Source organism: Streptomyces sp. NRRL S-350, assembly GCF_000719705.1.
Lineage (GTDB): Bacteria > Actinomycetota > Actinomycetes > Streptomycetales > Streptomycetaceae > Kitasatospora.
Map to the genome: position 1 here is coordinate 93,972 of NZ_JOHO01000018.1, position 26,356 is coordinate 120,327.

Annotated in this window: 22 protein-coding genes and 1 pseudogene; 8 read left to right on the forward strand and 15 right to left on the reverse strand. The window is 74.1% G+C overall.

What is annotated here, in order from left to right; all coding sequences use genetic code 11:
• The first annotated feature begins 8 nt into the window (after positions 1-8).
• Positions 9-1,127 (forward strand): trypsin-like serine peptidase, encoded by a 1,119-nt coding sequence (locus tag IF30_RS0118595; protein ID WP_030239382.1) that lies wholly within the window; start codon positions 9-11, stop codon positions 1,125-1,127.
• Between the two features lie 88 nt (positions 1,128-1,215).
• Here IF30_RS0118595 and hflX read toward each other — a convergent pair whose 3' ends face one another.
• The 5 genes from hflX to miaA all read right to left on the reverse strand — a co-directional run bounded on the left by hflX (position 1,216) and on the right by miaA (position 8,025).
• The gene (gene hflX / locus IF30_RS0118600; RefSeq protein WP_030239385.1) at positions 1,216-2,718 is read right to left on the reverse strand and encodes a GTPase HflX; all 1,503 of its coding nucleotides are present in this window, start codon (positions 2,716-2,718) and stop codon (positions 1,216-1,218) included.
• Between the two features lie 316 nt (positions 2,719-3,034).
• Complete coding sequence (locus IF30_RS0118605; RefSeq protein ID WP_037900422.1) at positions 3,035-5,218, reverse strand: RelA/SpoT family protein; 2,184 nt, start codon at positions 5,216-5,218, stop codon at positions 3,035-3,037.
• 165 nt (positions 5,219-5,383) lie between these two features.
• A complete protein-coding gene (gene dapF, locus IF30_RS0118610; RefSeq protein WP_051710566.1) occupies positions 5,384-6,304 on the reverse strand; it encodes a diaminopimelate epimerase in 921 nt (306 codons plus the stop codon).
• Between the two features lie 21 nt (positions 6,305-6,325).
• Entirely contained in the window at positions 6,326-6,838 is a 513-nt protein-coding gene (locus IF30_RS0118615; RefSeq protein ID WP_030239393.1) for a hypothetical protein, read from the reverse strand.
• A 227-nt stretch (positions 6,839-7,065) separates the two neighbouring features.
• Positions 7,066-8,025: a tRNA (adenosine(37)-N6)-dimethylallyltransferase MiaA gene (gene miaA / locus IF30_RS0118620; RefSeq protein WP_030239395.1), complete on the reverse strand. Its 960-nt coding sequence runs from the start codon at positions 8,023-8,025 to the stop codon at positions 7,066-7,068.
• A gap of 195 nt (positions 8,026-8,220) precedes the next feature.
• On the opposite strand from miaA, the gene IF30_RS0118625 reads away from it, so the two are divergent.
• Positions 8,221-8,484: an antitoxin gene (locus IF30_RS0118625; RefSeq protein ID WP_030239398.1), complete on the forward strand. Its 264-nt coding sequence runs from the start codon at positions 8,221-8,223 to the stop codon at positions 8,482-8,484.
• A 63-nt stretch (positions 8,485-8,547) separates the two neighbouring features.
• Here the strand turns inward: IF30_RS0118625 and IF30_RS0118630 are convergent, their stop codons facing one another.
• A complete protein-coding gene (locus IF30_RS0118630; RefSeq protein WP_030239401.1) occupies positions 8,548-9,246 on the reverse strand; it encodes a hypothetical protein in 699 nt (232 codons plus the stop codon).
• A gap of 76 nt (positions 9,247-9,322) precedes the next feature.
• Positions 9,323-10,825, reverse strand: coding sequence for a tRNA (N6-isopentenyl adenosine(37)-C2)-methylthiotransferase MiaB (miaB, locus tag IF30_RS0118635; protein ID WP_030239404.1), 1,503 nt, complete (start codon positions 10,823-10,825; stop codon positions 9,323-9,325).
• Between the two features lie 95 nt (positions 10,826-10,920).
• On the opposite strand from miaB, the gene IF30_RS0118640 reads away from it, so the two are divergent.
• Positions 10,921-11,940, forward strand: coding sequence for a TAXI family TRAP transporter solute-binding subunit (locus IF30_RS0118640; RefSeq protein WP_078891495.1), 1,020 nt, complete (start codon positions 10,921-10,923; stop codon positions 11,938-11,940).
• A gap of 139 nt (positions 11,941-12,079) precedes the next feature.
• Here the strand turns inward: IF30_RS0118640 and IF30_RS0118645 are convergent, their stop codons facing one another.
• Together IF30_RS0118645 and IF30_RS0118650 are read right to left on the reverse strand one after the other, a co-directional pair.
• The gene (locus tag IF30_RS0118645; protein ID WP_030239409.1) at positions 12,080-13,504 is read right to left on the reverse strand and encodes a sensor histidine kinase; all 1,425 of its coding nucleotides are present in this window, start codon (positions 13,502-13,504) and stop codon (positions 12,080-12,082) included.
• Between the two features lie 6 nt (positions 13,505-13,510).
• On the reverse strand, positions 13,511-14,269 hold the full coding sequence (locus tag IF30_RS0118650) for a response regulator transcription factor (RefSeq protein ID WP_030239411.1): 759 nt from the start codon (positions 14,267-14,269) through the stop codon (positions 13,511-13,513).
• A gap of 445 nt (positions 14,270-14,714) precedes the next feature.
• On the opposite strand from IF30_RS0118650, the gene IF30_RS0118655 reads away from it, so the two are divergent.
• The 5 genes from IF30_RS0118655 (at position 14,715) to IF30_RS0118675 (ending at position 19,897) form a co-directional block, all read left to right on the forward strand.
• Complete coding sequence (locus IF30_RS0118655; protein ID WP_234322751.1) at positions 14,715-15,443, forward strand: amino acid ABC transporter ATP-binding protein; 729 nt, start codon at positions 14,715-14,717, stop codon at positions 15,441-15,443.
• Between the two features lie 118 nt (positions 15,444-15,561).
• On the forward strand, positions 15,562-16,461 hold the full coding sequence (locus IF30_RS0118660) for a glutamate ABC transporter substrate-binding protein (protein ID WP_030239418.1): 900 nt from the start codon (positions 15,562-15,564) through the stop codon (positions 16,459-16,461).
• A 48-nt stretch (positions 16,462-16,509) separates the two neighbouring features.
• Positions 16,510-17,160, forward strand: coding sequence for an amino acid ABC transporter permease (locus IF30_RS0118665; protein ID WP_030239420.1), 651 nt, complete (start codon positions 16,510-16,512; stop codon positions 17,158-17,160).
• Between the two features lie 23 nt (positions 17,161-17,183).
• Positions 17,184-18,044 carry an amino acid ABC transporter permease gene (locus IF30_RS0118670; protein ID WP_051710568.1) on the forward strand — a complete coding sequence of 287 codons (861 nt, stop codon included), beginning with the start codon at positions 17,184-17,186 and terminating at the stop codon, positions 18,042-18,044.
• Between the two features lie 122 nt (positions 18,045-18,166).
• Complete coding sequence (locus IF30_RS0118675) at positions 18,167-19,897, forward strand: FAD-dependent monooxygenase (protein ID WP_051710570.1); 1,731 nt, start codon at positions 18,167-18,169, stop codon at positions 19,895-19,897.
• Between the two features lie 132 nt (positions 19,898-20,029).
• Here IF30_RS0118675 and IF30_RS50800 read toward each other — a convergent pair.
• The 6 genes and pseudogenes from IF30_RS50800 to IF30_RS0118705 all read right to left on the reverse strand — a co-directional run.
• Positions 20,030-20,500 (reverse strand): annotated as a pseudogene (locus IF30_RS50800) (hypothetical protein); the annotation flags it as partial.
• Positions 20,451-21,581: a RecX family transcriptional regulator gene (locus IF30_RS50805; RefSeq protein ID WP_420791148.1), complete on the reverse strand. Its 1,131-nt coding sequence runs from the start codon at positions 21,579-21,581 to the stop codon at positions 20,451-20,453. The gene IF30_RS50805 and the pseudogene IF30_RS50800, both read right to left, overlap by 50 nt.
• A 4-nt stretch (positions 21,582-21,585) precedes the next feature.
• Complete coding sequence (recA, locus tag IF30_RS0118690; protein WP_030239432.1) at positions 21,586-22,701, reverse strand: recombinase RecA; 1,116 nt, start codon at positions 22,699-22,701, stop codon at positions 21,586-21,588.
• Positions 22,702-22,920: 219 nt separating this feature from the next.
• On the reverse strand, positions 22,921-24,054 hold the full coding sequence (locus IF30_RS0118695; RefSeq protein ID WP_107054441.1) for an AI-2E family transporter: 1,134 nt from the start codon (positions 24,052-24,054) through the stop codon (positions 22,921-22,923).
• Positions 24,055-24,276: 222 nt separating this feature from the next.
• A complete protein-coding gene (locus IF30_RS0118700) occupies positions 24,277-24,471 on the reverse strand; it encodes a DUF3046 domain-containing protein (RefSeq protein WP_030239438.1) in 195 nt (64 codons plus the stop codon).
• 141 nt (positions 24,472-24,612) lie between these two features.
• Positions 24,613-26,181 (reverse strand): S8 family serine peptidase, encoded by a 1,569-nt coding sequence (locus tag IF30_RS0118705; protein WP_051710572.1) that lies wholly within the window; start codon positions 26,179-26,181, stop codon positions 24,613-24,615.
• Positions 26,182-26,356 lie beyond the last annotated feature (175 nt).

Consider the following 26,356-nt stretch of genomic DNA (forward strand, 5'->3'; position numbering starts at 1 on the left):
GATGCAGCATGCCGAGAACCACCAGCCGGGGGCACCGGGCGGCGACGGCCGTCGCCGCGCTGCTCGCCGTCCTCACCCTCGCCGCGGCCGCCTGCGGCCCGGACGGCCCCGCCCGGCCCGCCGCCCCGCCCCCGGCCCTGCCCAGGTCCGCGCCCACCAGCCTGGGCGACCTGACGGGCTGGAAGCTGGAGGACTGGGCGAAGTACGTCGCCGACAGCGGGTTCGCCAACGACGCGGCGCCCGGCGCCTGGACGGCCGCCCGGATGGACGCCGCCAGGCCCCGGCCGACCCCGGAGTACTCCCTCGCCTCCCCCGCCGCCCCCGGCGTCGAGCGGGGCGCCGCGCCCGCCGCCGTCCCGGCCGTGCCGCAGCCGCACCCGTACGGCCCGGCCGCCGCCCTGGTGGGCCGGCTCTTCATGACCACGCCGCAGGGCGACGCGGCCTGCTCCGCCACCGTGGTCTCCGACCCGGTCAACCCCGGCCGCAGCAACCTCGTCTACACCGCCGCGCACTGCCTGCACGACGGCAGGGGCGGCGGCTGGCTGAAGGACCTGGTCTTCGTGCCCGGCTACAACCGGGACGGCCAGGCCGCCCACGGCAAGCCGTACGCCGACCGGCAGGCCGCCCCGTACGGCCGGTGGACGGCGGTGCGGGCGCTGGTGTCGCCGACCTGGCTGCAGGAGAGCGGCGTCGGCGCCCACAACCAGTTCGACTACGGGATCGTCCGGGTGCGCGGCGAGGGCGGCTCCGGCCCGTCGTTGGAGGAGGCGGTCGGCGGCTCCGTCCCGGTCTGGTTCAACGCCCCGCGCGAGCAGATCACCTCGGCCGCCGCCTACGGCTACCCGGCCGAGCGGCCGTTCGACGGCACGCAGCTCACCCACTGCGACTCGCCGGTCGCCCCCGGCCGGCTCTCCTTCGACCGGTCCCGCCCGGCGATGTACGTGATCGGCTGCACCATGACCGCCGGCTCAGGCGGGGGCGGCTGGTTCATCACCAAGGACGGCAAGCCGAACCTGGTCAGCGTCGGTGCGCTCGGCAACCGCAACCCGGCCGGCTACCAGGCCGGACCCTCGCTGCAGGACCAGGCGAAGCAGGCCTTCGACTACTTCGTGAAGAACGTCCGGTAGCCGGCGGACCGCACCGGCGGGGGTTCCGGAGCAGGCGAAAGGCCCCCGGGGCGGTGGGTACCGTCCCGGGGGCCTGCGTGCGCCCGCGTCAGCCCTGCAGGGCCACCGCGAAGTACTCCAGCTCGGCGGCCAGCTCGGCCGGCACCTTGGCGTGCAGCAGGGTGCCCTCGCCGTTGTGCTCGGCGGAGAGCAGTTCGCCCTCGGCGTGCACCCGGGAGACCAGCGCGCCCTGGGTGTAGGGCACCAGCGCCCGCACCTCGACGGCCGGGCGCGGCAGCTCGTCGTCGATGAGCTGCAGCAGCTCGTCCATGCCCGCGCCGGTGCGGGCCGACACCACGATGGCGTGCGGCTCGCGGCGCAGCAGGCGCTGCAGCACGTGCGGCTCGGCGGCGTCCGCCTTGTTGATCACCACGATCTCCGGCACGTTCTGCGCGTCGACCGAGACGATGACCTCGCGGACGGCGGCCAGCTGCGTCTCCGGCTCGGGGTGCGAGCCGTCGACCACGTGCAGGATGAGGTCCGCGTCGGCGACCTCCTCCATGGTCGAGCGGAAGGCCTCGACCAGGTGGTGCGGCAGGTGCCGGACGAAGCCGACCGTGTCGGCCAGGGTGTAGACCCGCCCGCTCGGCGTCTGGGCCCGGCGCACGGTCGGGTCCAGGGTGGCGAACAGCGCGTTCTCCACCAGCACGCCGGCGCCGGTGAGCCGGTTGAGCAGGGAGGACTTGCCGGCGTTGGTGTACCCGGCGATGGCGACCGACGGCACCTGGTGGCGCTTGCGCTCCTGGCGCTTGGTGTCGCGGCCCTTCTTCATGTCGGCGATCTCCCTGCGGAGCTTCGCCATCTTCTCGCGGATCCGACGCCGGTCGGTCTCGATCTTGGTCTCACCGGGACCGCGGGTGGCCATGCCGCCGCCGGACGAGCCGGAGCCGCCACCGCCCATCTGCCGGGACAGCGACTGACCCCAGCCGCGCAGCCGCGGCAACATGTACTGCATCTGCGCGAGCGAGACCTGCGCCTTGCCCTCCCGGGACTTGGCGTGCTGGGCGAAGATGTCCAGGATCAGGGCCGTCCGGTCGACGACCTTGACCTTGACCACGTCCTCCAGGTGGATCAGCTGGCCGGGGGTGAGCTCACCGTCGCAGACCACGGTGTCGGCGCCCGTGGAGGCGACGATGTCGCGCAGCTCCTTCGCCTTGCCGGAGCCGATGTAGGTGGCCGCGTCGGGCTTGTCGCGGCGCTGGATGACGCCTTCCAGCACCTCGGAGCCGGCCGTCTCGGCGAGCGCGGCGAGCTCCGCCATCGAGTTCTCCGCCTCCTCCAGCGTGCCGTCCGTCCAGACGCCGACGAGCACCACGCGCTCCAGGCGGAGCTGGCGGTACTCGACCTCGGTGACGTCTTCGAGTTCGGTGGAGAGGCCGGCGACCCGGCGCAGGGCGGCTCGCTCGCTGCGGTCGTACTGGTCGCCGTCGTAGTGGTGGCCGCGGTCCTCGTCGATGGCCGCGAGGTCCTCGTCCATGAGGGCTTCCGCCCGCAGACCGTCGATGCGGCGCGGAGCGTCGGTCTGGTCGCGGGTGTCGAACGTGGAGGTCATTCTGTCCTTTGGCTGCTGGTACGGGTGGCCTTCGGGGGCCTTTCGTGCGGTCCCCTGGGGAGTGTGCCCAGCTGCCGCCCCGGCTACCGTCCGGGCGGGGGTGAGCTGTCCCTCGGATCCCCGGGTGCCACCGGAGCTCCTGCCCTGTGAACGCCGCGGACCGGCCGTGAATTCCCCATGATGGTCGCACGCCGGGCGCGGGCCGGTCATCCCCATTTTCCCCGGGGCCACCGCGCCGGGGGCCGCCGGCCCCGCCCCCGGACCGGCCGCACGGAGGCTCGCCGGCACCGCCCCGGGCCGGCCGTACGGAGGCCGGCTAGCGCCCGTCCCCGGGGGCGTGCGGCCGGCTCACGTCGTACACCCCGGAGACCCGGAGCATCGCCCGCATCAGCCCGCGCAGCGCGCCCGGCTCGGGCAGTTCCACGGTGTAGGTGTGCCGGACCCTGGACTCCTGCGGCGGCTCCACCTCGGCCGCGACGATGCCGACGCCCTGGGCGGAGATCGCCGCGGTGAGGTCGGCGAGCAGCCGGGGCCGGTTGAGCGCCTCGGCGCGCAGGGTGGCCCGGTGCCCGGTGGCCGGCGCGTCCTGCGGCTGCCAGCGGACCTCCAGCGCGTCCCGCCCGTCCGCCCGCATCCGCTCCCCCGCCGGGCAGCCGGTGCGGTGGACGGCCACGGCGCCGCCGCGGATGGGGTAGCCGGCCACCTCGTCCGGCGGTACCGGCGTGCAGCAGCGCGCCAGCCGTACGGTCGCCCCGGGGCGTCCGGCGACGGCGACCGGGGCGGCCCGCTTCCCGGCGGGGCGGCGGCCGGGCGGGGCGGGCTGGGCGCCCGCCGGGCCGGTGCGGACGGCCGGCAGCCGGGCCGGCGGGTCGGCCAGCCAGCGTTCGATGGCGAGTCGGGCGGCGGGGGTGCGGGCGTGGGCCAGCCATTCGGGGGCGGGGCCGGAGGGCTGTCCGCCGGGGGGGAGGGTCTCGGTGAGCACCTCGATCAGGTCGCCGTCCTCCAGGACGGTGGACAGCGCGCTGAGCCGGCCGTTGACCCGGACGCCGACGCATCGGTGGCCGGTCTCCTCGCCGAGCAGGTAGGCCGCGTCCACGCAGGTGGCGCCGGCCCTCAGCTGAAGCGTTTCGCCGTTCTCGGTCACCACGGTGATCTCGCGGTCGCCGGCCAGGTCGGCGGTGAGCGCGGACCAGAAGGCGTCCGGGTCGGGCGTCTCCTGCTGCCATTCCAGCAGTCGGCTCAGCCAGCCGGGCCGGGCCGGGTCGGTGCGGTCCAGGTCGTCGGTGTCCGGCGCGGCGGCGGCCGGGGACGGGTCGCCGAGCGCGACGACGCCGGTCTCGGCGACCTCGTGCATCCGCCGGGTGCGGACCAGCACCTCGACCACCGCGCCGTCGTCCAGCGCCACCGCGGTGTGCAGCGACTGGTAGAGGTTGAACTTGGGCGCGGCGACGAAGTCCTTGAACTCGCCGGGCAGCGGCGTCCAGCAGGTGTGCAGTTCGCCGAGCACGGCGTAGCAGTCGGCGTTCTCCTCGACCACCACGAGCAGCCGCCCGAAGTCGGCCGGCTGCGGCGCCCGGGGTCCGCCGTCCGGCCCGGGCCCGCCGCCGGCCCGTTTGAGCAGCACCCGGTGCAGCGACACGCAGTGCCGGGGCCGTACGGTCACCTCGGCGGTCACCCCGGCCTCGGCCAGCTGCCGGGCGAGCCGCCGGGCGAAGGGCTCCAGCAGGGTGTCCGGCTCGGCCTCGTGGCAGGCCGTCAGGGCGCGGGTGCGGGCGTACTCCTCGGGGTGCAGGGTGGCGAAGACGATGTCCTCCAGCTCCGCCTTGAGCACCTGGATGCCGAGCCGTTCGGCGAGCGGGATCAGCACGTCGCGGGTGACCTTGGCGATCCGCACCTGGCTGGCCGGCTTCATGTGCCGGATGGTGCGCATGTTGTGCAGCCGGTCCGCCAGCTTGATCACCATCACCCGGACGTCGTCCCCGGTGGCGACCAGCATCTTGCGGAAGGTCTCGGCCTCGGCTGCGGCGCCGAAGTCGACCTTCTCCAATTTCGTCACCCCGTCGACCAGGTAGGCGACTTCGGGCCCGAATCCGGCGCCCACCTGCTCCAGGGTCAACTCGGTGTCCTCGACGGTGTCGTGGAGCAGTGAGGCGACCAAGGTGGTAGTCCCGGCGCCGAGTTGGGCCAGGATCATGGTGACGGCCAGCGGGTGGGTGATGTACGGCTCGCCGCTCTTGCGCTTCTGGCCGCGGTGGCTGGCCTCGGCGAGCCGGTAGGCGCGGGCGAGCAGGCCGAGGTCGGCCTGCGGATGGTGCAGGCGGTGGACCCGGACGAGCGGTTCCAGGGCGTCCGGCACGAGCGGTCGGCCGGTGGCCAGTAACGCCGCCCGCCCGGCCCGGCCGAGGGCGGCCCGGCCGAGCTCTCCGAGGGGCCTCCTGGCCCCTCCCTGCCGTACGGTCGTCGGCTGCCCCGTCAGGGACTGCCCGGCTTCGATGGTCATCGGCACCTCCGGCAACGGTCGCCGGGTGCTGCCCCTCCCCGTGGGGTGACCCGGTGGTCCATGCTACCGAGCAGAGCACGTTCCGCGACGCCATGGATCCCGTCCGCGACCGTTATCACCCGATCGGGGGGATTCGTCGCCGTACGAAATGGGCAAACGGCGCCGTCAGCTCCGGCTCAGCGAGGCCCACCAGCGCTCGTCGAGCCGCCCTTCGGCCACGATCACCGCGGGCCCGGCCATCTCCACCCGGCCGTCCGGGTGCTCGGTGATGACCAGTCGGCCGCCCAGCAGGTCCACGGTGTAGGCGGCGGGCTCGCCGGTGACCGCCGGGTCGGCGCCGTCCCGGCGGATCGCGGCCACCGCGACGGCGCAGGCACCGGTGCCGCAGGAGCGGGTCTCGCCCGAGCCGCGCTCGTGCACCCGCATCGCGACGTGCCGCGGCCCGCGGTCCACCACGAACTCGACGTTGACGCCCTCGGGGTAGACGCCCTCGGGGCTGGTGAGCGGCGCGGTCCGCAGCTCGCCCGCGTGGTCCAGGCTCTCCACGAAGGCCACCGCGTGCGGATTGCCCATGTTGACGTTCAGCGCCGGCCAGCGGCGCTCGCCGACCGCGACCTCGATGCCGTCCGGGCCGGGCAGCCGGGCGCGGCCCATGTCGATGGTGATGTCGCCGGGCGTGCCGTCCTCGGCGGCCGGCGCGACGTGGGCGGTGAGCACCCCGGACCGGGTGGCGACCGCCAGCCCCCCGGGCGCGGCCAGGCCGGTCTCGACCAGGAAGCGGGCGAACACCCGCAGGCCGTTCCCGCACATCTCGGCGATGCTGCCGTCGGAGTTGCGGTAGTCCATGAACCACTCGGCGCGGTCGGCCATCCCCGCGGCGGCCGGATCGGCGGCCGCGCGCACCACGCGCAGCAGTCCGTCCCCGCCGATGCCGGCCCGCCGGTCGCACAGCGCGGCGACGGCCTCGGGGCCGATCTCCAGCGTTCCGTCCGGGTCGGGGACGATGACGAAGTCGTTCTGGGTGCCGTGCCCCTTGAAGAAGGGGATGCCGCCCTGCGGGGAGGCGAAGGAAGAGGATGCGCTCACCCTCCCGATGGTACTGAGGGCCTACCGCAGGTAGGCGACCCGCCAGACCGCGAGCGCGCAGGCGGCCAGCGCGACCAGGGTGTAGACCGCGATCGCCTTCCAGCCGGCCCGCTGCCCGGAGCCCCGGCGCGGCAGTCCCGGCCACTTGTAGCCGGCGTGCCGGGCGGCCATCGCGCCCCAGCCCATGGAGGCGGCGGTGAGCAGCAGGCCGAGCATGCCGACCATGGTGGCGCGGGCCCCGGCCGAGCCGAAGGCGAGCGGGAAGGCGAACATCAGCGAGCCGACGGTGCCCAGCAGGGCGATCGGCAGGGTCTGCCACCAGCGCAGCCGGCGCAGCGGACGGATCTCCCGCTCGTGCACGGCGCCCCCGGGCGGGGTGCGGGTGTCCAGGGCGGGCATGGCGAGCGCGTAGGAGGTCGGCGCCTCCAGCCCGGTCAGCACCGGGAGGTCGCCCATCGTCGACTCGTCGAACTCCTCGGCCGGGGCGGTGACGCTCCCGCTCTGACCGGATTCGGGGCCGGTACCCGTCGACACGCGGCCTCCCCTGACAGTTCGACACGAGCGCACTCGCGGCCGGGCACGGCCGACCCGTTCGGCCGACCGCTCTGCCTTCGATGATGGCATGTCCAGACGGGCGTTCAGGGCCTGACCCGGGTCGACGGGTGATCCGTGGCCATCACGTGATCCGGCCGTGACCGCCGGTTCGTCCTGCACGGTCACCTGCGCGCGCAGGTGCACCGCCGAAATGGCCGGAACCCGTTCTACGCGGCCGGAACCCCCTGACGTCCGATCAGTTCGAGGGACCGTTCCAGCAGCTCGACGGGGTCGGTGCCGGCCGGCCGGGACAGCCAGTGGATCCGGTCGTCCCGGCGGAACCAGGACTCCTGACGGCGGGCGAAGCGCTTGGTGGCCCGGACGGTCTCGGCCCGCGCCTCGTCCTCCGTGCACTCGCCGGCGAAGTGGTCGAGCACCTGCTGGTAGCCGAGCGCCCGCGAGGCGGTCCGCCCCTCGCGCAGTCCGGCCTTCTCCAGCTCCCGGACCTCCTCCGGCAGCCCGGCCTCCCACATCCGGTCGACCCGCAGCGTGATCCGCTCGTCCAGCTCGGGGCGCGGCACGGCGACGCCGATCTGCACCGCCTCGTACACGGCGGTGTTCGTCGGCAGGTTGGCGGTGAACGGCTGCCCGGTGATCTCGATGACCTCCAGCGCGCGGACGATCCGCCGCCCGTTGCCCACCAGGATCGCCTCGGCGGCCGCCGGGTCCAGTCCGGCCAGCCGCCGGTGCAGCACGGACGGCCCGACCTCCTCCAGCTCGGCCTCCAGCCGGGCCCGCACCGCCGGGTCGGTGCCGGGGAACTCCATCTCGTCGATCGCCGCCCGGACGTACAGCCCGGAGCCGCCGACCAGGACGGGCGTGCGGCCGGCGGCCAGCAGCCGGTCGATCTCGGCCCGGGCCAGCCGCTGGTACTCGGCCACGCTGGCGGCCTCGGTGACGTCCCAGACGTCCAGCAGGTGGTGCGGCACTCCGCCGCGTTCGGCCACGGTGAGCTTGGCGGTGCCGATGTCCATGCCCCGGTACAGCTGCATCGAGTCGGTGTTGATCACCTCGCCGTCGAGGCTGCGGGCGAGGGCGACGGCCAGGTCGGACTTGCCGGCGGCGGTCGCGCCGACGACGCAGACCACCCGGGGAGGGGCGACGGGCGGGGTAAGGGAGCTGCTCACCGCTCCAGTCTCGCAAAACCGCCGCCGCAACGGAGAACGGGCTGCCGCCGGCCCGTCCCTGCGGGACGATATGACTGTCTCCGCAGCCGCGTCCGGCCGCTTCCCCGGTCGGCGCCCGGCCTGCGAACGCTTCGCCGGGCCCGGACGTTGTCCGGGAGACGGGGACGGACGGACGACAGGGAAGGGTGGGCCGCCATGGGTCTGATGGACAACCTCAAGGGCAAGGCCGAGGAGCTCAAGGAGAAGGCCGGCGAACTGGCCGGCAAGCACAGCGACCAGATCGACACCATCGTCGACAAGGCCGGGGGCGCGATCGACAAGGCGACCAAGGGCAAGTACAGCGACCGGATCGAGCACGGCGCCGCCAAGGCCAAGGACGCGGTCGGCGACTTCGCCCACAAGCCGAAGCCGGACCACGAGGGCCCGGCCGGCGGCAACGGCCCCACCCCGCGGCCCTAGCCGCCCCGGCTCCCGACCCCGCGGCCCCAGCCGCCCGGGCTCCCGACCCGGCCGTCCCCCGGGTCAGGACCAGGACGCCACGAAGTACCCGACCCCGTACGGCGCGTCCTGGTAGGCCAGCCGCCCGGCGAGGCCGGCGCCCTCCGCGGCACCGGCCAGCACCTGCCAGGGCGCGCGGCCCTCGGCCTTGAGTTCGGCGGCCAGGCCCGCGTCCAGCGCGGCGAGGGCGGGCAGGTCGGCCGCGCCCAGCGCGGCGGCGACCTCGGCGTCGAAGCCCTCGGCCCGCTCGTCCAGGTAGCCGGGCGCCTTCACCGTGCGGCAGGCGCTGCCGTCGCCGAGCACCAGCAGGGCGACCCGGTCGGCGAGGCCGGCCAGGCCCTGGCCGAGGCCGCGCATCCGGTCGGCGGGGGCGTCGGCGGGCACCGCGCAGGCGTGCGTCGGCAGGGTCACCCCGGCGCGTTCCAGCAGCCAGGCGCCGACGGTCAGCGAGGGCGCCAGTTCCGGCCCCTCGACCCGGCCGCCGGGCAGCTTGACGACGAGCGGCACGCCGTAGCGCCCGAAGGAGCCGGCCCCGCCCTCGGTCCACACCTCGGCCTGCGGGCCGGTGCCGACCACCACCACCAGCTGCGGCCCGGCCGCGACCAGCGCCGCCAGCGCCTCGTCGCAGGCGGCGCGCAGCGCGTCCAGTTCGGCGGCCGCGCCGGCGGCGACCTCGGGGACGAGCAGCGGCGGACAGGGGCACACGGCGGCGGCTACCAGCATGTGGATCACTCTAGCCGGGAAGACGGGCGGCCCGGCCGGAGCCGAAGCTCCCGCCGGGCCGCCCGGAACGCGTGCGTCAGTCCCCGCAGCAGGCACCGCCGGCCGGGGCGGCCGCCGGCAGCACGGCCGGGGCGCCGACGGACGGCAGGCCGAGCATCACGCCGGCCGGCTTGGCGGCGGGCTTGGCCTGGCGCCTCTCCCAGGCGTCGCCGGCCCGGGTGCGGCGCACCGAGAGCGCCGGGCCCTCGGCGAGCAGGTGGTGCGGGGCGGCGTAGGTGATCTCGACGGTCACCATGTCGCCCGGGCGCACCGGCTCGTCCGGCTTGCCGAAGTGCACCAGGCGGTTGTCGGGCGCCCGCCCGGAGAGCCGCCGGGTCTTGTCGTCCTTCTTGCCCTCACCCTCGGCGACCAGGATCTCCAGGGTGCGGCCGACCTGCTTCTTGTTCTCCTCCCAGGAGATCTCCTCCTGGAGCGCGATCAGCCGGTCGTACCGCGCCTGGACGACCTCCTTCGGCACCTGGTCGGCCATCTCCGCCGCCGGGGTGCCGGGGCGCTTGGAGTACTGGAAGGTGAAGGCGTTGGTGAAGCGGGCCTCGCGGACGACGTGCATCGTCTCCTCGAAGTCCTCCTCAGTCTCGCCGGGGAAGCCGACGATGATGTCGGTGGAGATCGCCGCGTCCGGCATCGCCTCGCGGACCTTCCTGATGATCCCGAGGAAGCGGTCCTGCCGGTAGGAGCGGCGCATCGCCTTGAGCACCCGGTCGGAGCCGGACTGCAGCGGCATGTGCAGCTGGTGCATCACGGCCGGGGTCTCGGCCATCGCGGCGATCACGTCGTCGGTGAAGTCGCGCGGGTGCGGCGAGGTGAAGCGGATACGCTCCAGGCCGTCGACCTGGCCGGCGGCGCGCAGCAGCTTGGAGAAGGCCTCGCGGTCGCCGAGGTCGGAGCCGTAGGCGTTGACGTTCTGGCCGAGCAGGGTCACCTCGATGACGCCCTCGTCCACCAGCGCCTCGATCTCGGCGAGGACGTCGCCGGGGCGCCGGTCCTCCTCCTTGCCGCGCAGCGCGGGGACGATGCAGAACGTGCAGGTGTTGTTGCAGCCGACCGAGATCGAGACCCAGGCGGCGTACGCGGAGTCGCGGCGGGTCGGCAGGGTGGAGGGGAAGGTCTCCAGCGACTCCAGGATCTCGACCTGGGCCTTCCGCTCGATCGCGGCCCGCTCCAGCAGGGCCGGCAGGTGCCCGATGTTGTGGGTGCCGAACACCACGTCGACCCAGGGGGCGCGCTTGACGATGCTGTCGCGGTCCTTCTGGGCCAGGCAGCCGCCGACGGCGATCTGCATGCCCTGGTGGCGGCTCTTGACCGGCGCCAGCTGGCCGAGGTTGCCGTACAGCTTGTTGTCGGCGTTCTCGCGCACCGCGCAGGTGTTGAACACCACCAGGTCCGGGTCGCCCTCGGGGCCGGCCTTGACGTAGCCCGCCTCCTCCAGCAGCCCGGACAGCCGCTCGGAGTCGTGGACGTTCATCTGACAGCCGTGCGTGACGACCTTGTAGCTCTTCAATCCGCTCTCACCGCTCACCAGACCAGGGTACGGGCAGCCGCGAAGCCCTTTTCCCGTGGCTTCCACGCCCCGTTCCCCTCCCGTTCCGCCGGAGCGCCTGGCAGTATCCCTGCATGGCCCCCACCACCGCGTCCCGTCTCGGCGCCGCCGTCCGCACCGCGGCCCGCAGCCCACTGTGGCGGGCGGTGCTGGTGGCGGTGCTGCTGGTCGCCGGCCTGGGCGGCTGGTGGCTGTCGGCGGGCCGCTCGCCCGGGTACCCGCGCGGGGAGGTCCGCTTCGCCACCGGCGTGCAGCGCGGCGTCTACGACCGGTACGGGCAGCTGCTGCAGGCGCACGTCTCGGGGGCGATGCCGGGGGTGCGGCTGGCCCTGGACAACTCCGAGGGCTCGATAGACAACCTCACCCGGGTGATCACCGGCCAGGACACCTTCGCGATCGCCACCGCCGACGCGGTCGCCGATTACCAGAGCCCCGGCAAGGACCGGCTGCGGGCGATCGCCCGGCTGTACGACGACTACCTGCAGCTCGTCGTCCCGGCCTCCTCCCCGGTGCGCCGCACCGCGGACCTCAAGGGCCTGCGGGTCGGCGTCGGCCTGCCGCAGTCCGGGGTGAACCTGGTGACCAAGCGGCTGCTGGCGGCGGCCGGGCTGGATCCGGACCGCGACATCGTGCCGGTCTCGGCGGGTGTGGGCGATGCCGCCGACCAGCTGCGCGAGGGCAGACTGGACGCGTTCTTCTGGTCCGGCGGCCTGCCCACCAGCGCGCTCACCGACCTCTCCGAGCACATGAAGATCCGGGTCGTGCCGCTGGGCGACCTCTCCGAAGCCCTGCATAAGGCCGAGGGCGGCGGCACCGACGCGTACCGGGCGGCGACCATGCCCAAGGGCACCTACCCGAACGCCGAGCCCAAGGACGCCGTCGCCACGGTGGCCGTGCCCAACCTGCTGATCACCCGGGACGACGTGGACCCGGCCCTGGTCGAGGGCATGACCCGCGCGGTGATCGACAGCCGGGACCAGATCGGCGCCCAGGTGCACGCCGCCCAGCTGGTCGACCTGCGCACCGCCGTCTACACCGACCCGCTCCCGCTGCACACCGGCGCGGCGCGCTACTACCGCTCGGTGAAGCCGTAGGGCCCGTCCTCGCCGCCGCTCCGGACGCGGCACGCGACACCCGGCACCCGGCACACGACGCCGGCTCCCGGTACGCGGCACCCGGCCCCGGCACGCGACGCCGCCGGCTCCCGGTACGCGGCTCCCGAGCGCGCCGGCGTCAGCTCTCCGCCCTCGGCACCGCCAGCGTCACCGCGAGGCCGGTCGGCTTCACCGGCGCGAAGCCGAGCGAGCCGCCGCCGGCCGCGAGCAGGGTGCGGGCGATGGACAGGCCGAGCCCGGAGCCGTCCACGTTCTGGTGCCTCGGGCTGCGCCAGAACCGGTCGCCGGCCCGGGACAGCTCGTCCTCGGCGAGCCCGGGCCCGGCGTCGGTGACGGTCACCATGACCTCGTCGTGGCGCACCGCGACCCGCAGCCGTACCTCGCTGCCGGCCGGGCTGAACTTGAGCGCGTTGTCCACCACGGCGTCCAGGGCCGAGCCGAAGCCGATCGGGTCGGCCATGCCGACCGCCATCGCCGGGCCGTCCCAGCGCAGCCGGATCCCGCGCTGCTCGGCGACCGGCCGCCAGGCGTCCACCCGGGCCAGGGTGAGCTGGGCGAGGTCGGTGCGCTCCGGCTCGGGGCGGGCGTGCTCGGCGGTGGCGAGCCCGAGCAGGTCGTCCAGCACCCGGGCCAGCCGGGTGCCCTCCTCCCGGACGCCGCTGAGCTCCTCCTCGTGTCCCTCGGGCAGCTCCAGGCCGAGCACCTCGACCCGCAGCAGCAGCGCCGAGAGCGGGTTGCGCAGTTGGTGCGAGGCGTCCGCGACGAAGGCCTTCTGCTGGTCCATCGCGAGCACCACGTGGTCCGCCATCTCGTTGAACGAGCGTGCCAGCCGCTGCAGTTCGGGCGGTCCGCCGCCGGGGGCGACCCGGGCGGCCATCCGGCCGGTGGCTATGTCGTGGGTGGCGCGGTCCAGGGTGCGCACCGGGCGCAGCACCCACTCGGTGAGCCGGACGGCCAGCAGCACGGCGACGATCATCGCGGCGGCCTCGCCCGCGACGAGCACCAGCCACTTGTGCAGCACCCGGGTGCGCAGCGCCCCGGTCGGGGACTCGCTGAGCACCACGGCGACCACGTCGCCGTCGCGCACCACGGGGGCGGCGACGGTGATCGTCCGGTCCGGTGTCCACGGCCAGACCTGCGGCGGGTTGTGGCTGCGCCGCCCGTCCAGCGCCTCCTGGAAGGCCTGGGCGCCCCAGCCGCCGGTGGGCACCCGCCAGTCGGCGGGCGCGGCCGCGATCGGCAGGCCGTCGCGCTGGAAGATGCCCAGGCGCACGCCGTACAGGTCGTAGTAGCGGCGGACCTCGGCGTCGATGGCGTGCTGCCGGCTGAGGTCACCGGGGGCGGGCTCCGGTTCGCCCTTGCGGGCGGAGTCGGCGGCGCCGGAGGTGGGCAGGTCCTGGGCGAAGCGGGCGGCGTCGTCGAGCCGGTCGACGACCACCCGGCTCTGCTCGGCGGCCGCGACCGCCGCCGCGAGCGGCAGCCCCAGGGCGGCCAGGACGCAGAGCATGAGGGCGATCAGGATGCCGAGCAGGCGGGTGCGCACGTGCGGTCAGTGCTCCGCGGGGGCGTTCGGGGCCGGGTCCGCCGCGGCGGGCGCCGGGCACTCGGGGATCAGGCGGTAGCCGACGCCGCGGACGGCCTCGACCAGGCCGGGCAGGGCGAGCTTGTTGCGCAGCGAGCCGATGTGCACCTCGAGGGTGCGCCCGTTGCCCTCCCAGCCGCTGCGCCAGACCTCGCTGAAGATCTGCTCGCGCCGGTAGACCACGCCGGGGCTCTGGGCGAGCAGGGCGAGCAGGTCGAACTCCTTGCGGGTGAGCGGCACGTCGCGGCCGTCCACGCTGACCCGGCGGCGCTCCCGGTCGATCCGGATGCCGCGGGACTCCAGCGGGCCGCGCTGCTGCGGTACGGCGTCGGGCTCGGGCACGGACGCCGAGGAGGGGGCGGCGCCGCGGCGGGCCACGGCGTGGATGCGGGCGAGCAGCTCGCCCATGTCGTACGGCTTGGTGACGTAGTCGTCGGCGCCCAGGTTGAGGCCGTGGATCCGGGAGCGGACGTCGGCGCGGGCGGTGACCATGATCACCGGCACGCCGCTGCCGGCCCTGATCCGGCTGCACACCTCGAAGCCGTCTCGGTCGGGCAGCCCGAGGTCGAGCAGCACCACCCGGTACGGCTCGTTGCCGTCCGGCACCAGGGCGTCCAGCGCCTCGTGCCCGCTGCGGGCGTGCCGGACCTGGAAGCCGTGCCGGCCCAGGACCGCGACCAGCGCGGCGGCCACGCGTTCGTCGTCCTCGACGAGCAGAAGTCGCATCCTGTTCTCCTCCTTCCCCCACGTGATCACTGGTGATCACTGGCGATCACCGGTCTGAACGGTCGGGCCCCGTTCCTGCGCAGTATGGGCCAGTGCGCGGCCGGACGCCAGGCTGGACCGCGCACCGGGCTCGTGGGGGAGGTTCGGCACCGGCGCGGATTCCCGCTGTGACATGCCCCGTCGGCGCCCTTGCGAACAGCACGCGCCCGTCGTGTGGCCGTTTCGTGATCCTCAAGTTCCGCTCAGATCGGCTGACGGCGCCCGGTCACGGCTCCTATGGTCGGCCCACCGGGGGCTGCGGCTCCGCCGGTCGCGGCTCCCGGATTCGTACCACCATTGCCTGCCAAGGGAGTTGGGAATTCTCCGGTAGGCGCGATCCAACACAGAGGGAGCAGGCGCGATGACCGAGAGCCCCATCGAGGACTCCACCCCCGCAGCCGCCCCGCTGGTCGTGCTGGGCAACGTCAACAAGCACTACGGCGCGCTGCACGTACTGCAGGACATCGACCTCCGGATCGCCCAGGGCGAGGTGGTCGTGGTGATCGGCCCCTCCGGCTCGGGCAAGTCCACGCTCTGCCGGACGATCAACCGGCTGGAGAGCATCGACTCCGGCACGATCACCATCGACGGCCGGCCGCTGCCCGCCGAGGGCAAGGAACTGGCCCGGCTGCGCGCCGAGGTCGGCATGGTGTTCCAGAGCTTCAACCTGTTCGCGCACAAGACCGTGCTGGAGAACGTGGTCATCGGCCAGGTGAAGGTGCGCAAGTTGCCCCGCCCGCAGGCCGAGAAGACCGCCCGCGAGCTGCTGGAGCGCGTCGGCGTCGGCGCCCAGGCGGACAAGTACCCGGCCCAGCTCTCCGGCGGCCAGCAGCAGCGCGTGGCGATCGCCCGGGCGCTGGCGATGAAGCCCAAGGTGATGCTCTTCGACGAGCCCACCTCGGCGCTCGACCCGGAGATGGTCAACGAGGTGCTGGAGGTCATGCGCCAACTCGCCGCGGACGGCATGACGATGGTCGTGGTCACCCACGAGATGGGCTTCGCCCGCTCCGCCGCCAACCGCGTGCTGTTCATGGCCGACGGCAGGATCGTCGAGCAGAACACCCCGGACGCCTTCTTCACCGCGCCGCGTTCGGACCGGGCCAAGGACTTCCTCTCGAAGATCCTGCACCACTGACGCTTCGATACCACGCGGGCCGCCTCCGGCAACGGTGCCGAGCGGCCCTGCCCCCGCACGACTTCCAGAAGCCAGAGCCCGGTTGACGCCGCGGCCCAGCCCCAGGAGAACAGCCCTCATGAGGACTTCCCGCACCCTCGCCGTCGCGCTCTGTGCCGTCGCGCTCACCGCCACCGCCGCCTGCGGCAAGGACGGCACCCCCGGCGCCGCCCCCACCTCCGGCAACGCCCCCAAGCTGCCGACCTACACGGTCAAGACCGACGCCAAGATCGACTCCTCGATCATCGCCGAGGCCAAGAAGCGCGGTCAGCTGATCATCGGCGCCAAGGCCGACCAGCCGAACCTCGGCTGGGAGGACGTCGCCACCGGCGACCGCAGCGGCTTCGACATCGAGATCGCCAAGATGATCGCCGCCGACCTCGGCTTCACCCCGCAGCAGATCAAGTGGCAGACCCTGGTCTCCTCGCAGCGCGAGCCGGCCATCGCCAAGGGCCAGATCGACTTCTACGTCGGCACCTACAGCATCAACGACGAGCGCAAGAAGACCGTCTCCTTCGCGGGCCCGTACTACATCGCCGGCCAGGACCTGCTGGTGAAGCAGGACAACACCTCGATCACCGGCCCGGAGAGCGTGGGCGGCAAGAACGTCTGCACCGCCACCGGCTCCACCTCGATCAAGAACATCCAGCAGTACAACCCGAAGATCACGCAGTTCGACACCTACTCGGCCTGCGTCGAGAAGCTCATCTCCGGCGAGGTCGACGCCGTCACCACCGACGACGCCATCCTCAAGGGCTACGCCTCCAAGTACGCCGGCAAGCTCAAGGTCGTCGGCAAGCCCTTCACCAAGGAGAACTACGGCGTCGGCCTCAACAAGGACGACTCCGTCCTGCGCAACGCCATCAGCGACGCCCTCAAGGCCCACGAGGACAACGGCGACTGGAAGAAGGCCTACGACGCCACGCTCGGCGCCTCCGGCTCCCCCGCGCCCGACGTCCCGGCCCTCGACCGCTACTGATCCGCCCACCGCACCATTCCTGACCGTTATTGAGAGGAGGGCCGCCTGATGGGGTTCCTGTTCGAGGACGACAACTTCGCGTTGTTCCGCGACGGCTTCCTGCAGACGATCGAGCTGAGCGCGCTCAGCGCTCTGCTCGCCCTGCTGCTGGGCACCCTGCTGGCGGCCTTCCGGGTCTCCCCGGTGCCGGTCCTGCGCGCCTTCGGCACCACCTGGGTGACGCTCTTCCGCAACACCCCCCTGACCCTGCTGTTCTTCGCCGTCACCTTCGGCCTGCCGCCGCTCGGCGTGCACTTCAGCCACCTGGTCTTCGCGGTGCTGGCACTCGGCGGGTACACCGCCTCGTTCGTCTGCGAGGTGATCCGCTCCGGCATCAACACCGTGCCGCTCGGCCAGGCGGAGGCCGCCCGGAGCCTCGGCATGACCTTCGGCCAGACCCTCACCCTGGTCATCCTGCCGCAGGCCGCCCGCACCGTCCTGGCCCCGATGAGCAGCGTGTTCATCGCCCTGCCGAGGAACTCGGCGATCGCCGGCGCGTTCAGCGTCGCCGAGCTGTACAGCTCCCAGCAGACCTTCTCCGAGCGCGGCTACTCGATCTTCGCGATCTTCTTCTGGGTGGCCTGCGCCTACCTGCTGATCAGCGCGACGATCGCCACGTTCTTCCGCTTCCTCGAATCCCGACTGGCGGTGGCCCGATGAGCGAGCGCAGCGGAGGTGGGCGCATGAGCGGCCGCACGAGTCTCTTCAACCGCCCGGCGACGGCCGGCGTCCTCTACGACACCCCCGGCCCGAAGGCCCGCGCCCGGTACCGGCTGTTCGGCGCCCTCTCGCTGCTCGGCGTCGTCGGACTGCTCTGGTACGTCTTCACCGCGCTCGCCGACAACGGCCAGTTCGACGCGCAGATGTGGGACGCGTTCCAGTACACCGCCGTCCAGCAGATGATCGTGGACGGCCTGGTCTCCACCCTCAAGGCCTTCGGCCTGGCGGCGGTGTTCTCGCTCACGCTGGGCGCACTGCTCGCCGCCGGCCAGCTCTCCGACCACCGGCCGGTCCGCTGGCTCTGCGCCGCCGTCGTCCAGTTCTTCCGGGCGATGCCGCTGCTGATCCTGATCGTCGCGCTCTACTACTCGTTCTTCGCCAAGGACCCGATGTGGGCCCTGGTGCTCGGCCTCACCCTCTACAACGGCTCGGTCCAGGCCGAGATCATCCGCAGCGGCGTCAACGCCGTCCCGCGCGGCCAGGGCGAGGCGGCGTACGCCCTCGGGATGCGCAAGACCCAGGTCATGGCCGGCATCCTGGTGCCGCAGGCCGTCCGCTCGATGCTCCCCTCGATGATCGGCCAGCTGGTCGTCACCCTCAAGGACACTTCGCTCGGCTACATCATCACCTACAACGAGCTGCTGTTCATGGGCAAGAAGATCGCCAGCCAGCCGATCAACGACGCCGGTTTTCCCTACATCCCCGTGGTGATCGTGATCGGCCCGATCTACATCGCCATGTGCCTGCTGCTGACCGCGCTCGCGCGCTGGATCGAAGCACGCGGCCGTCGCGGCGCGAACCGGCGCACTTCAGCTGCTGCTTGACGGACACGCAGGCGAACTGTTGCATTGCTCTTCGTGACACCTCCCGGGAGCATCCACGCGGCATATGCGGCAGCGGTAACCGACGCCGGCCGATCGGCCGGTTCGTGCCCGGAGGTCCCGTCATGGACCCGGTGATCGTGGTCGGGGCCGGACCGGTCGGTCTGGCCCTGGCCCTCGCCCTCGCCCGGCACGAGGTGCCGACCATCGTCCTGGACGAGGGCTCCGGGCTCTGCCCCGAAGGCCCCCGCAGCCTCGTCCTCGGCGCCGACGCCACCGCCTTCCTGACCCGGATCGGCTACCCGCGGGCCGTCTCCGACTCCGCCCTGTGGGAGTCCTTCGCCATCTGGCGGCGCCGCCAGGAGGTGCTGCGGATCGACCTCGCCGACTCGCCCACCTTCCACCTCCCCCAGCACCGCCTCCAGCGCGGCCTGCGCGACGCCCTGACGGGCACCCCGCTGATCAGACTGGTCCCGCTCCACCGGGTCGTCGAACTCGAACAGGACCGGGACGGCGTCAGCGTCCGCACCACGGGCACCCAGGACGGCTCCACCACCTGGTGGCGCGGCAGCCACCTGGTCGGCTGCGACGGCGCCAGATCCGCCGTCCGCAAGCTCCTGCGGATCCGCTTCCCCGGCCGCCCCGCGGTCGACCGCAACGCCATCGCGACCGTCCGGGTCGACCTGCCCTTCGACGGCGCCCGACTGCACCGCGAACCCCCGTGGCGCGGCGACCGCGAAGCCACCGCCCGCCCGCTGCCGGACGGCGTCTGGCGGCTCGACTGGCGACTGCCCCCCGGCCGCCCCGCCCCCACCGAGCCGGTCGACCCGCACGCCACCTGGCCCGGCATCGTCACCGGCGACACCCTGCTCACCCGGGTCACCTCCACCCTCACCGGCTGGTGCGGCGAACTCCCCCGCTTCGAACTGCTCGCCGCCGCCGACCACACCGCCCAGCAGCGCCTCGCCGCCCGGTTCCGGGTCGGCCGCTGCTTCCTGGCCGGCGACGCCGCCCACCTGCACGGCGCGCTCGGCATGCAGAACCTCGCCGACGGGCTGCGCGACGCCGACAACCTCGCCTGGCGGCTCGCCCTCGCCTGGCACCTCCACTCCGGCGGCCCCCAGCCCGGCGGCTCGCTGCTCGACGGCTACGAGGTCGAACGGCGCGGCGCGGTCGGCGCCCGGCTGCGCGCGGTCGACCAGTCCATGCCGCTGCTGCGCCCACTGCGCGGCTGGCAGCAGACCCGGCGTTCGCTGCTCGTCGGCGGCTTCCGCAAGCACGCCCCGCTGCTCGCCGACGGCCAACTCGGCACCGGCCGCTTCGGCGGCGCCCCGGCCTACCCGGCGGCGCCCTCCGGCGTCCCCGGGCGCGTCCCGGTGCAACGCGGCTCGCGCGGCGTCACCTCGCTCAGCGAACAACTGCCCGCCACCGCGCCCGGCGTGCTCGTCCCGGACCTACCCGTGCTCGCCACCGACGGCACCCCCGACCACCTGCACGCCCGCCTCGGTGCCACCTTCCTCCTGCTGCTGGTCGCGCCCGGCACCGCCGTCTGGTCATCCGAGCACTGGCTCGGCGCGGGCCTGATGCCCCGGCTCGCCGAGGTCGCGGCCGCCCTGCCGGTGCCCGCCGAGGTCCTGGTCACCGAGGACTACCCGGGCGCCGGCCCGCACACCGTCCTGCTGATCCGCCCCGACGGCCACCTGGTCGGCGTCACCCAGGGCGCCGTCGCCGAAGACCTCCTCGCCCTCGCCGACCGCGCCCGCGGCGGCCCGGCCACGCTCGACCCGGCCCCCGACCCGGCCTCCGAAGGCGCACCCGACGGCGCACCCGTGCGCGCCGACCAGCACGCGCCGTAAAGGTCCGCACTCCGAGCCGGCGCCGGGCGCCGCGCCACCCCGGCGGACGGTGCCGGCGGTGTCCGCGGTCTGCTCCGTCGCCAGCCACTGGATCGCCCCGGCGAGGACGGACCGGGCCCGGCGCTCGCCCTCCTCCTTGGCCTCCCGCTCGACCTCCCGGACGGTGACCACGGCCTCCCGCCGCGCCAAGCCCTGGATCTCGCCCAGGAGTTCGGCGCGCGCCTGTTCGGCGGGGAGCCCGGCGGCTCGTTCCAGCGCCACCACCCGGCGGGCCACCAGTGCCGCGGCCTCGCCCCGAGCACGCTCCAACTCTGCGGAGTGTTCGGCCGGTTCGTCCTCCCGGCGGCGGCGCCGACGCAGTTCCTCGGCCGGGTCCTCCGCGCGGCGGGGCGGTTCGGCCCGCTGCCGGGCGGTCTGCTCCTCGGCCTGCCGACGGGCCTGCTCGGTCTCGGCCGGCGCGCGCCGTCGGGCCGCCCGGAGCCGTCCGACGGCCGGCCAGGCTAGCGCCGCGAGCGCCGTGGACGCCGGGAGGAGGGCAACAACGGAACCGCCCCTACTCCTCCTCGGCTCCCCACAGCCCGCTCGTCTCTTCCTCCAGCACAGCGCGCACCACCCGGAACGCCAGCCCCTCGGAGTACCCGCGCCGGGCCAGCATCCCGACCAGCCGCCGCATGCGGACCTGCGGATCCAGCCCCCGGGTGGACCTCAGCTTGCGCTCGACCAGCGCCCGGGCCGCGTCCGTCTCGTCGTCGTGGTCCAGCTGGGCGACGGCCTGCTCGACCAGGTCGGCGGCCACCCCCTTGGTGCGCAGCTCCTGGGCCAGCGCCCGCCGGGACAGGCCCCGGACGGCGTGCCGGGACTCCACCCAGGCCGCGGCGAAGGCCGCATCGTCGATCAGCCCGACCTCTTCGAGCCGGGTGAGCACCTCCTCGGCGACTTCCTCCGGGATCTCCCGTTTGCGCAGGGCATCGGCGAGCTGCTTGCGGGACTTGGCGGCGCCGGTCAGCAGCCGCAGGCAGATGTCCCGGGCGCGGGTCTCCGGATCGACCGACTCCTCGGCCCGCTTCCGGGAGCTCCGGTCGGCCCTCCCGCCCTCGCCGGGCGGGGCCTCGCCGTGTAGTCCGTCGGCGGGCAGTCCGTCGGCGGGCAACCCGTCGGCGCGCCGTTCTTCGCTGAACGGCCTTTCTCCGAACGGCCCGTCGGCGGTGCGCCCGCGCCGTGCGCGGCCGCGGCGAGCGCCGGCTCGGGGGGTCGAGGCGGCCACACCCCCGTGACCGGCCGCCTCGTCCGCGGTCCGGCCGCGTTCCCCGGACAGCGGTAGGGACGCGGGCCCGCCGGTTTCGAACTCCTCCGCCGCCACGGCCGAGCGCCGTCGTCGGCGGCCGGCGGGCAGTTCGGAGGCGGAGACCAGGCCGAGCGCATCGACCGAGACCTCCGCCGGCGCCGGCCCGGGCGCCGCGCCGCGCCGCACCCGGGCCGGTGCCCGGTCGAACTCCGGCCCCTGGCCGGATGTCGACTGCGGGGCGGACGAGCGCTCCCGCCGCCCCCGGAGCGGCCGCGACGGCGCAGGAGGCTCGGACGCCGCCTCCGGCTCCTCCGCGACCGCGGCGAACCAGTCCGGCGGCCCGTAGTCGTCGTCCTCCGGGCCCACCGGGCCGCCGCCCGTCGTGTCGTACTGCGTCAACGGTTCAGGCCTTGGCCGCCGCCGTCTTCTTCGCCGCGGCCGTCTTGGCGACGGTCGCGGTGATCGGCTTGGCCGTGCCGTCGGCGGCAGGCGCGTCCGCCTCGCCCTCGGCCGGCTCCTCGACCTTCGGGCCGATGCCGAGCTTGCCCTTGATCTTCCGCTCGATCTCGTCGGCGAGCTGCGGGTTGTCCCGCAGGAAGTTGCGGGCGTTCTCCTTGCCCTGGCCGAGCTGGTCGCCCTCGTAGGTGTACCAGGCGCCGGACTTGCGGATGAACCCGTGCTCGACGCCCATGTCGATCAGGCCGCCCTCGCGGCTGATGCCCACGCCGTAGAGGATGTCGAACTCGGCCTGCTTGAACGGCGCGGCGACCTTGTTCTTGACCACCTTGACGCGAGTGCGGTTGCCGACCGCCTCGGTGCCGTCCTTCAGGGTCTCGATCCGGCGGATGTCCAGGCGGACCGAGGCGTAGAACTTCAGCGCCCGGCCACCGGTCGTGGTCTCCGGCGAGCCGAACATCACACCGATCTTCTCGCGCAGCTGGTTGATGAAGATCGCGGTGGTGTTCGACTGGTTCAGCGCGCCGGCGATCTTGCGCAGCGCCTGGCTCATCAGCCGGGCCTGCAGACCGACGTGCGAGTCGCCCATCTCGCCCTCGATCTCGGCGCGCGGGACGAGCGCCGCGACCGAGTCGATGATCACCAGGTCGATCGCGCCGGAGCGGATCAGCATGTCGGTGATCTCCAGCGCCTGTTCACCGGTGTCCGGCTGGCTGACCAGCAGGGCGTCGGTGTCCACGCCGAGCTTCTTGGCGTACTCCGGGTCGAGCGCGTGCTCCGCGTCGACGAAGGCGACCGTGCCGCCGGCCTTCTGGGCGTTGGCCGCCAGGTGCAGGGTCAGGGTGGTCTTTCCGGACGACTCGGGGCCGTAGATCTCGACCACCCTGCCGCGCGGGATGCCGCCGACCCCGAGGGCGACATCCAGGGCGGTGGACCCGGTGGAGATCACCTCGACGGGCTCGTTGGCCTTCTCGCCCAAGCGCATCACCGAGCCCTTGCCGAACTGCCGCTCGATCTGGGCGAGCGCCGTCTCAAGGGCCTTCTCGCGGTCCGTACCTGCCATGGCTTTTTCCCTCGGGTTCTGTGCTGTGCGCTTCATCGTCATCGACGCTAGCGCGTCCCACTGACAAACGAGTCCGACCGGGCTCGTCCTGTGGAAAACTCCTCGCCGGAGAGTACAAAGAACATCTGTTCGATTCAAGCGTCGCACGTCCGCGCCGCGTCCCGTCACGGCAGGGCGGTCGGGGGGAGGGCCCGGGTGGCGGCCCGGCCCTCCCCCGCCTCACTTACCGTCGCCGCCGACCATCCGCCGCAGCCGCCGCGCCGCCTCCCGGCGCAGCTCCCGCCGGGCCCGCCGCTGCTCACCCCGGTCGATCCGGGGATCCGTCGCCACCTCGTACCGCCGCACGTACGTCCCGACGAAGCCCTGCAGGGTCGCCGCCGCCGGGATCGCGATCAGCGCGCCGACCGCCCCGAGCAGGGCCGCGCCCGCGATCACCGAGCCGAAGGCCACCGCAGGGTGCACGTCCACCGTCCGCGCGGTGATCCTCGGGTGCAGCAGGTAGTTCTCGACCTGCTGGTAGACCACCACGAAGACCAGCACCCAGAGCGCGTCCACCGGCTCCACGGTCAGCGCCACCAGCACCGGCAGCGCCCCGGCCAGGTACGTCCCGATGGTCGGCACGAACTGCGACATGACGCCGACCCAGACCGCCAGCGCCGCCGCGTACGGCAGGTCCAGCAGTTCGAACATGACCCAGTGTCCGGCGGCCGACGCCACCGCGAGCAGCGCCCGCGAGTAGAGGTAGCCGCCGGTCTTGGCGAGCGCGATCTCCCAGGCCCGCAGCACCTCGGCCTGCTTGGCGGGCGGCAGCAGCGAGCAGACCGTCCGGCGCACCCGGGGGCCCTCGGCGGTGAAGTAGAAGGTGAACAGTCCGACCGTGAAGGCCTGGAAGAGCCCGCCGATCACGGTGGAGGAGACGCCCCAGATGTTGTCGGCGGCCTGCTGGGCGTAGTTCTCCATGGTGCCGGAGTCCTTGAGCAGCTTCTTCTGCAGCTCGCCCAGCGACAGGTCCTGGTGGAAGGTCCGGTTGATCCAGTCGATCAGGTTGTCCACCAGGTGCGGCAGGTCCCCGGCGATCTTCGCCACCTGGTCGACCAGCAGCGTGCCGAGTGCCGCGAGGAAGCCCAGCACCGCGACCCCGACCGCGACGAACACCAGGAAGGTGCCGACGCCCCGGCGCACCCCGCGCGCCGCCATCCGGTCCACGGCCGGCTCCAGGGCGAGCGAGAGGAAGAACGCCACCAGCAGCATCACGAACAGGTCGATCAGCTGCCGGAAGGCCCAGTCGGCGAGCTGGAAGAGGCCGACCAGGACCAGGAACAGCACCATCGCGCGGGGCAGCCAACGCGGCATGCCCCCGCCCCACAGCACGCCGCCCCCGCCCGGCGCGTCGTCGGCCCGCGCGCCGTCACCGTCGGCGGCCTGCACCGCCCTGTCCGAATTCGTCTGTTCTGCGCTGCTCGCCACCCGGACAGTCTGTCCCATTTCACCGGGACGCCATCAGCCGACTCGGCACCGGCGCCGGCCCCGGAACCGGCAGCCGCACCGGCACGGCACCCGCACCCGCACCCGCACTCAGCGCAGCAGCGTCGAGACCCCCTGGGTCTCACAGACCACGCGCCAGACGTCCTTGGCCTCCCAGCCCGCCTCCAGCGCCTGCCGCACCGTCCGCCCGCCCAGCTCGGTCATCACGTGGTCGGTCGCGAACGACTCCGCGTACGACTCGCCGAAATGCGCGTACATCCGTCGCCAGAACTCCGTCAGCCTCATGTCTCAAGTATCCCGGACGGGGTGCGCGCGCCCCCGAACCACCCGTTGCCCCGGGTTCGGTCCCCGCCCTGTCGGCGAGCTGGGGTGCGACGCCCCGTCACCCGGTCTCCACGCCGCCCGGCCCCGGACGGCGGCGCCCGCTCAGTGCGGCAGCGCGAGCAGCCCGGCCCCGAGGTACTGCCGGTCCCCGCAGGCGCGGGGCCCCGGCGGGCAGCCGGCCGCCGCCGCGTTCGCGAGCAGCGCCGCCAGCCCGTCGGAGCCGAGGTCCGGGTGCAGCGCCGCCGCCACGGCGACCGCGCCGGTCACGTGCGCGGCGGCCATCGAGGTGCCGGCCAGGGCGGCGTACTGCCCGCCGGGCCAGTCCGAGACGATCGCGCCCTGCGATCCGCCGTCCGGGTCGCCGCCGGGGGCGGCCAGCGAGACCCGGCCGCGCCCGTAGTTGGAGTAGGCGGACGGGTGGCCGTCCCGGTCGACGGCGGTGACGGTGACGACACCGGGCAGTTCGCCGGGCAGCCGGACGCACTCGGTGCCCAGGTGGCGGGTGGTCGGCGGGCCGGAAACCCGGTCGTTGGGGCTGCGTTCGTCGGTCCGCGGGGCGCCGAGGTCCTGTCCGTCGTTGCCCGCCGAGGCGACCACCACCGCGCCCTTGCGCCGGGCGTATCCGGCGGCCCGGTCGACGGCGGCGATCAGCGCGGCCTGGTCCCGGTCCTCGGGGCAGTTGTACTTCCACGGGTCGGCGAAGTAGCTGTTGTTGACGGCCTTGGCGCCGTGGTCGGCCGCCCAGAGCAGGCCGCAGACGATGTTCTCGGCGTAGTACTGCCCGAGCGGGCCGAGCAGCCGGACGGCGGCGATCCGCACGCCCGGCGCGACCCCGGTGACGCCGCGGCCGTCCCGGGCGGCGCCGACGATCCCGGCGACATGGGTGCCGTGGCCGCTCTCGCCCACCCCGGGGTCGGGCCGCCAGGCGCCGGTCCGGGCGTCGGGCCGGCCGTCGGCGCAGGAGGCGGAGGCCTTCGGGTCGACGGCGCCGCGCAGGTCGGGGTGGGTGTCGTCGACACCGGAGTCCAGCACCGCCACCAGCACCCGGTGCAGTGCCTCCGGGCCCGGCACGCCGCTCGCGGTGGCACCGTTCGGCGCGAGGGAGGCGTCGCCGGCCCGGGCCGCGGTGGCGCCGAGCATGGCGAGGTTCCAGGCACCGCCCTCGGCCGGGTCGGGCACGGTGGAGGTCTCGCCGTCCCCCCGGTCGCCGTCCCCCCGGTCGACGCCGGCCCGGTCGGCGCCGGCGAACCAGCGCCCGCCGCGCGGCGCGCCCGCCGAGAAGTCCCCGGCTCCCTCCACCGCGCGGGGCGGCGCCACGACCGGTGCGGTCCGGGTCGCGCCGACGGCGGTGATTCCGGGCCTGGCCCGCACCTTGTCGGCGAATCCCCCGGTCGCGTACGCGAGGACGGCCCCGATCTGCGGGTACGCCTGCACCACCTGCCCGCCCGCGGCCCGGCTCTCCGCCGCGGCCCGGTCCGCGCCGGAGGCGTTCTCCTGCTCGGCGAGCACGAGGTAGCTGAGGTAGGCGCGCCCGGGCCCGGCCACATAGGGGACGGCGCCGCCCGCCACGAGGGCCGTGAGCAACATCGCGAGCAGCGCCCTGACGGGCCCGCGGACCCGGCGGCGCCGGGCGGCGCGGGCGGGTCCGCCCGGCGGGTGCGCCTGCGCCATCGCACGGCCTCCGCTCGTCGGTCCGGTGGTTCACGGGTGGATCATGCGCCCGGATCATCACCATATGAGCGGATTGTCGTTTCTGCTCCTCGGCTTGCACCCCCTCCGCTCCTCGCTTGCACCCCTGCGGCCCCCACCCCACCCCGCATCCGCCCGCACCCGCCCGCACCCGCCC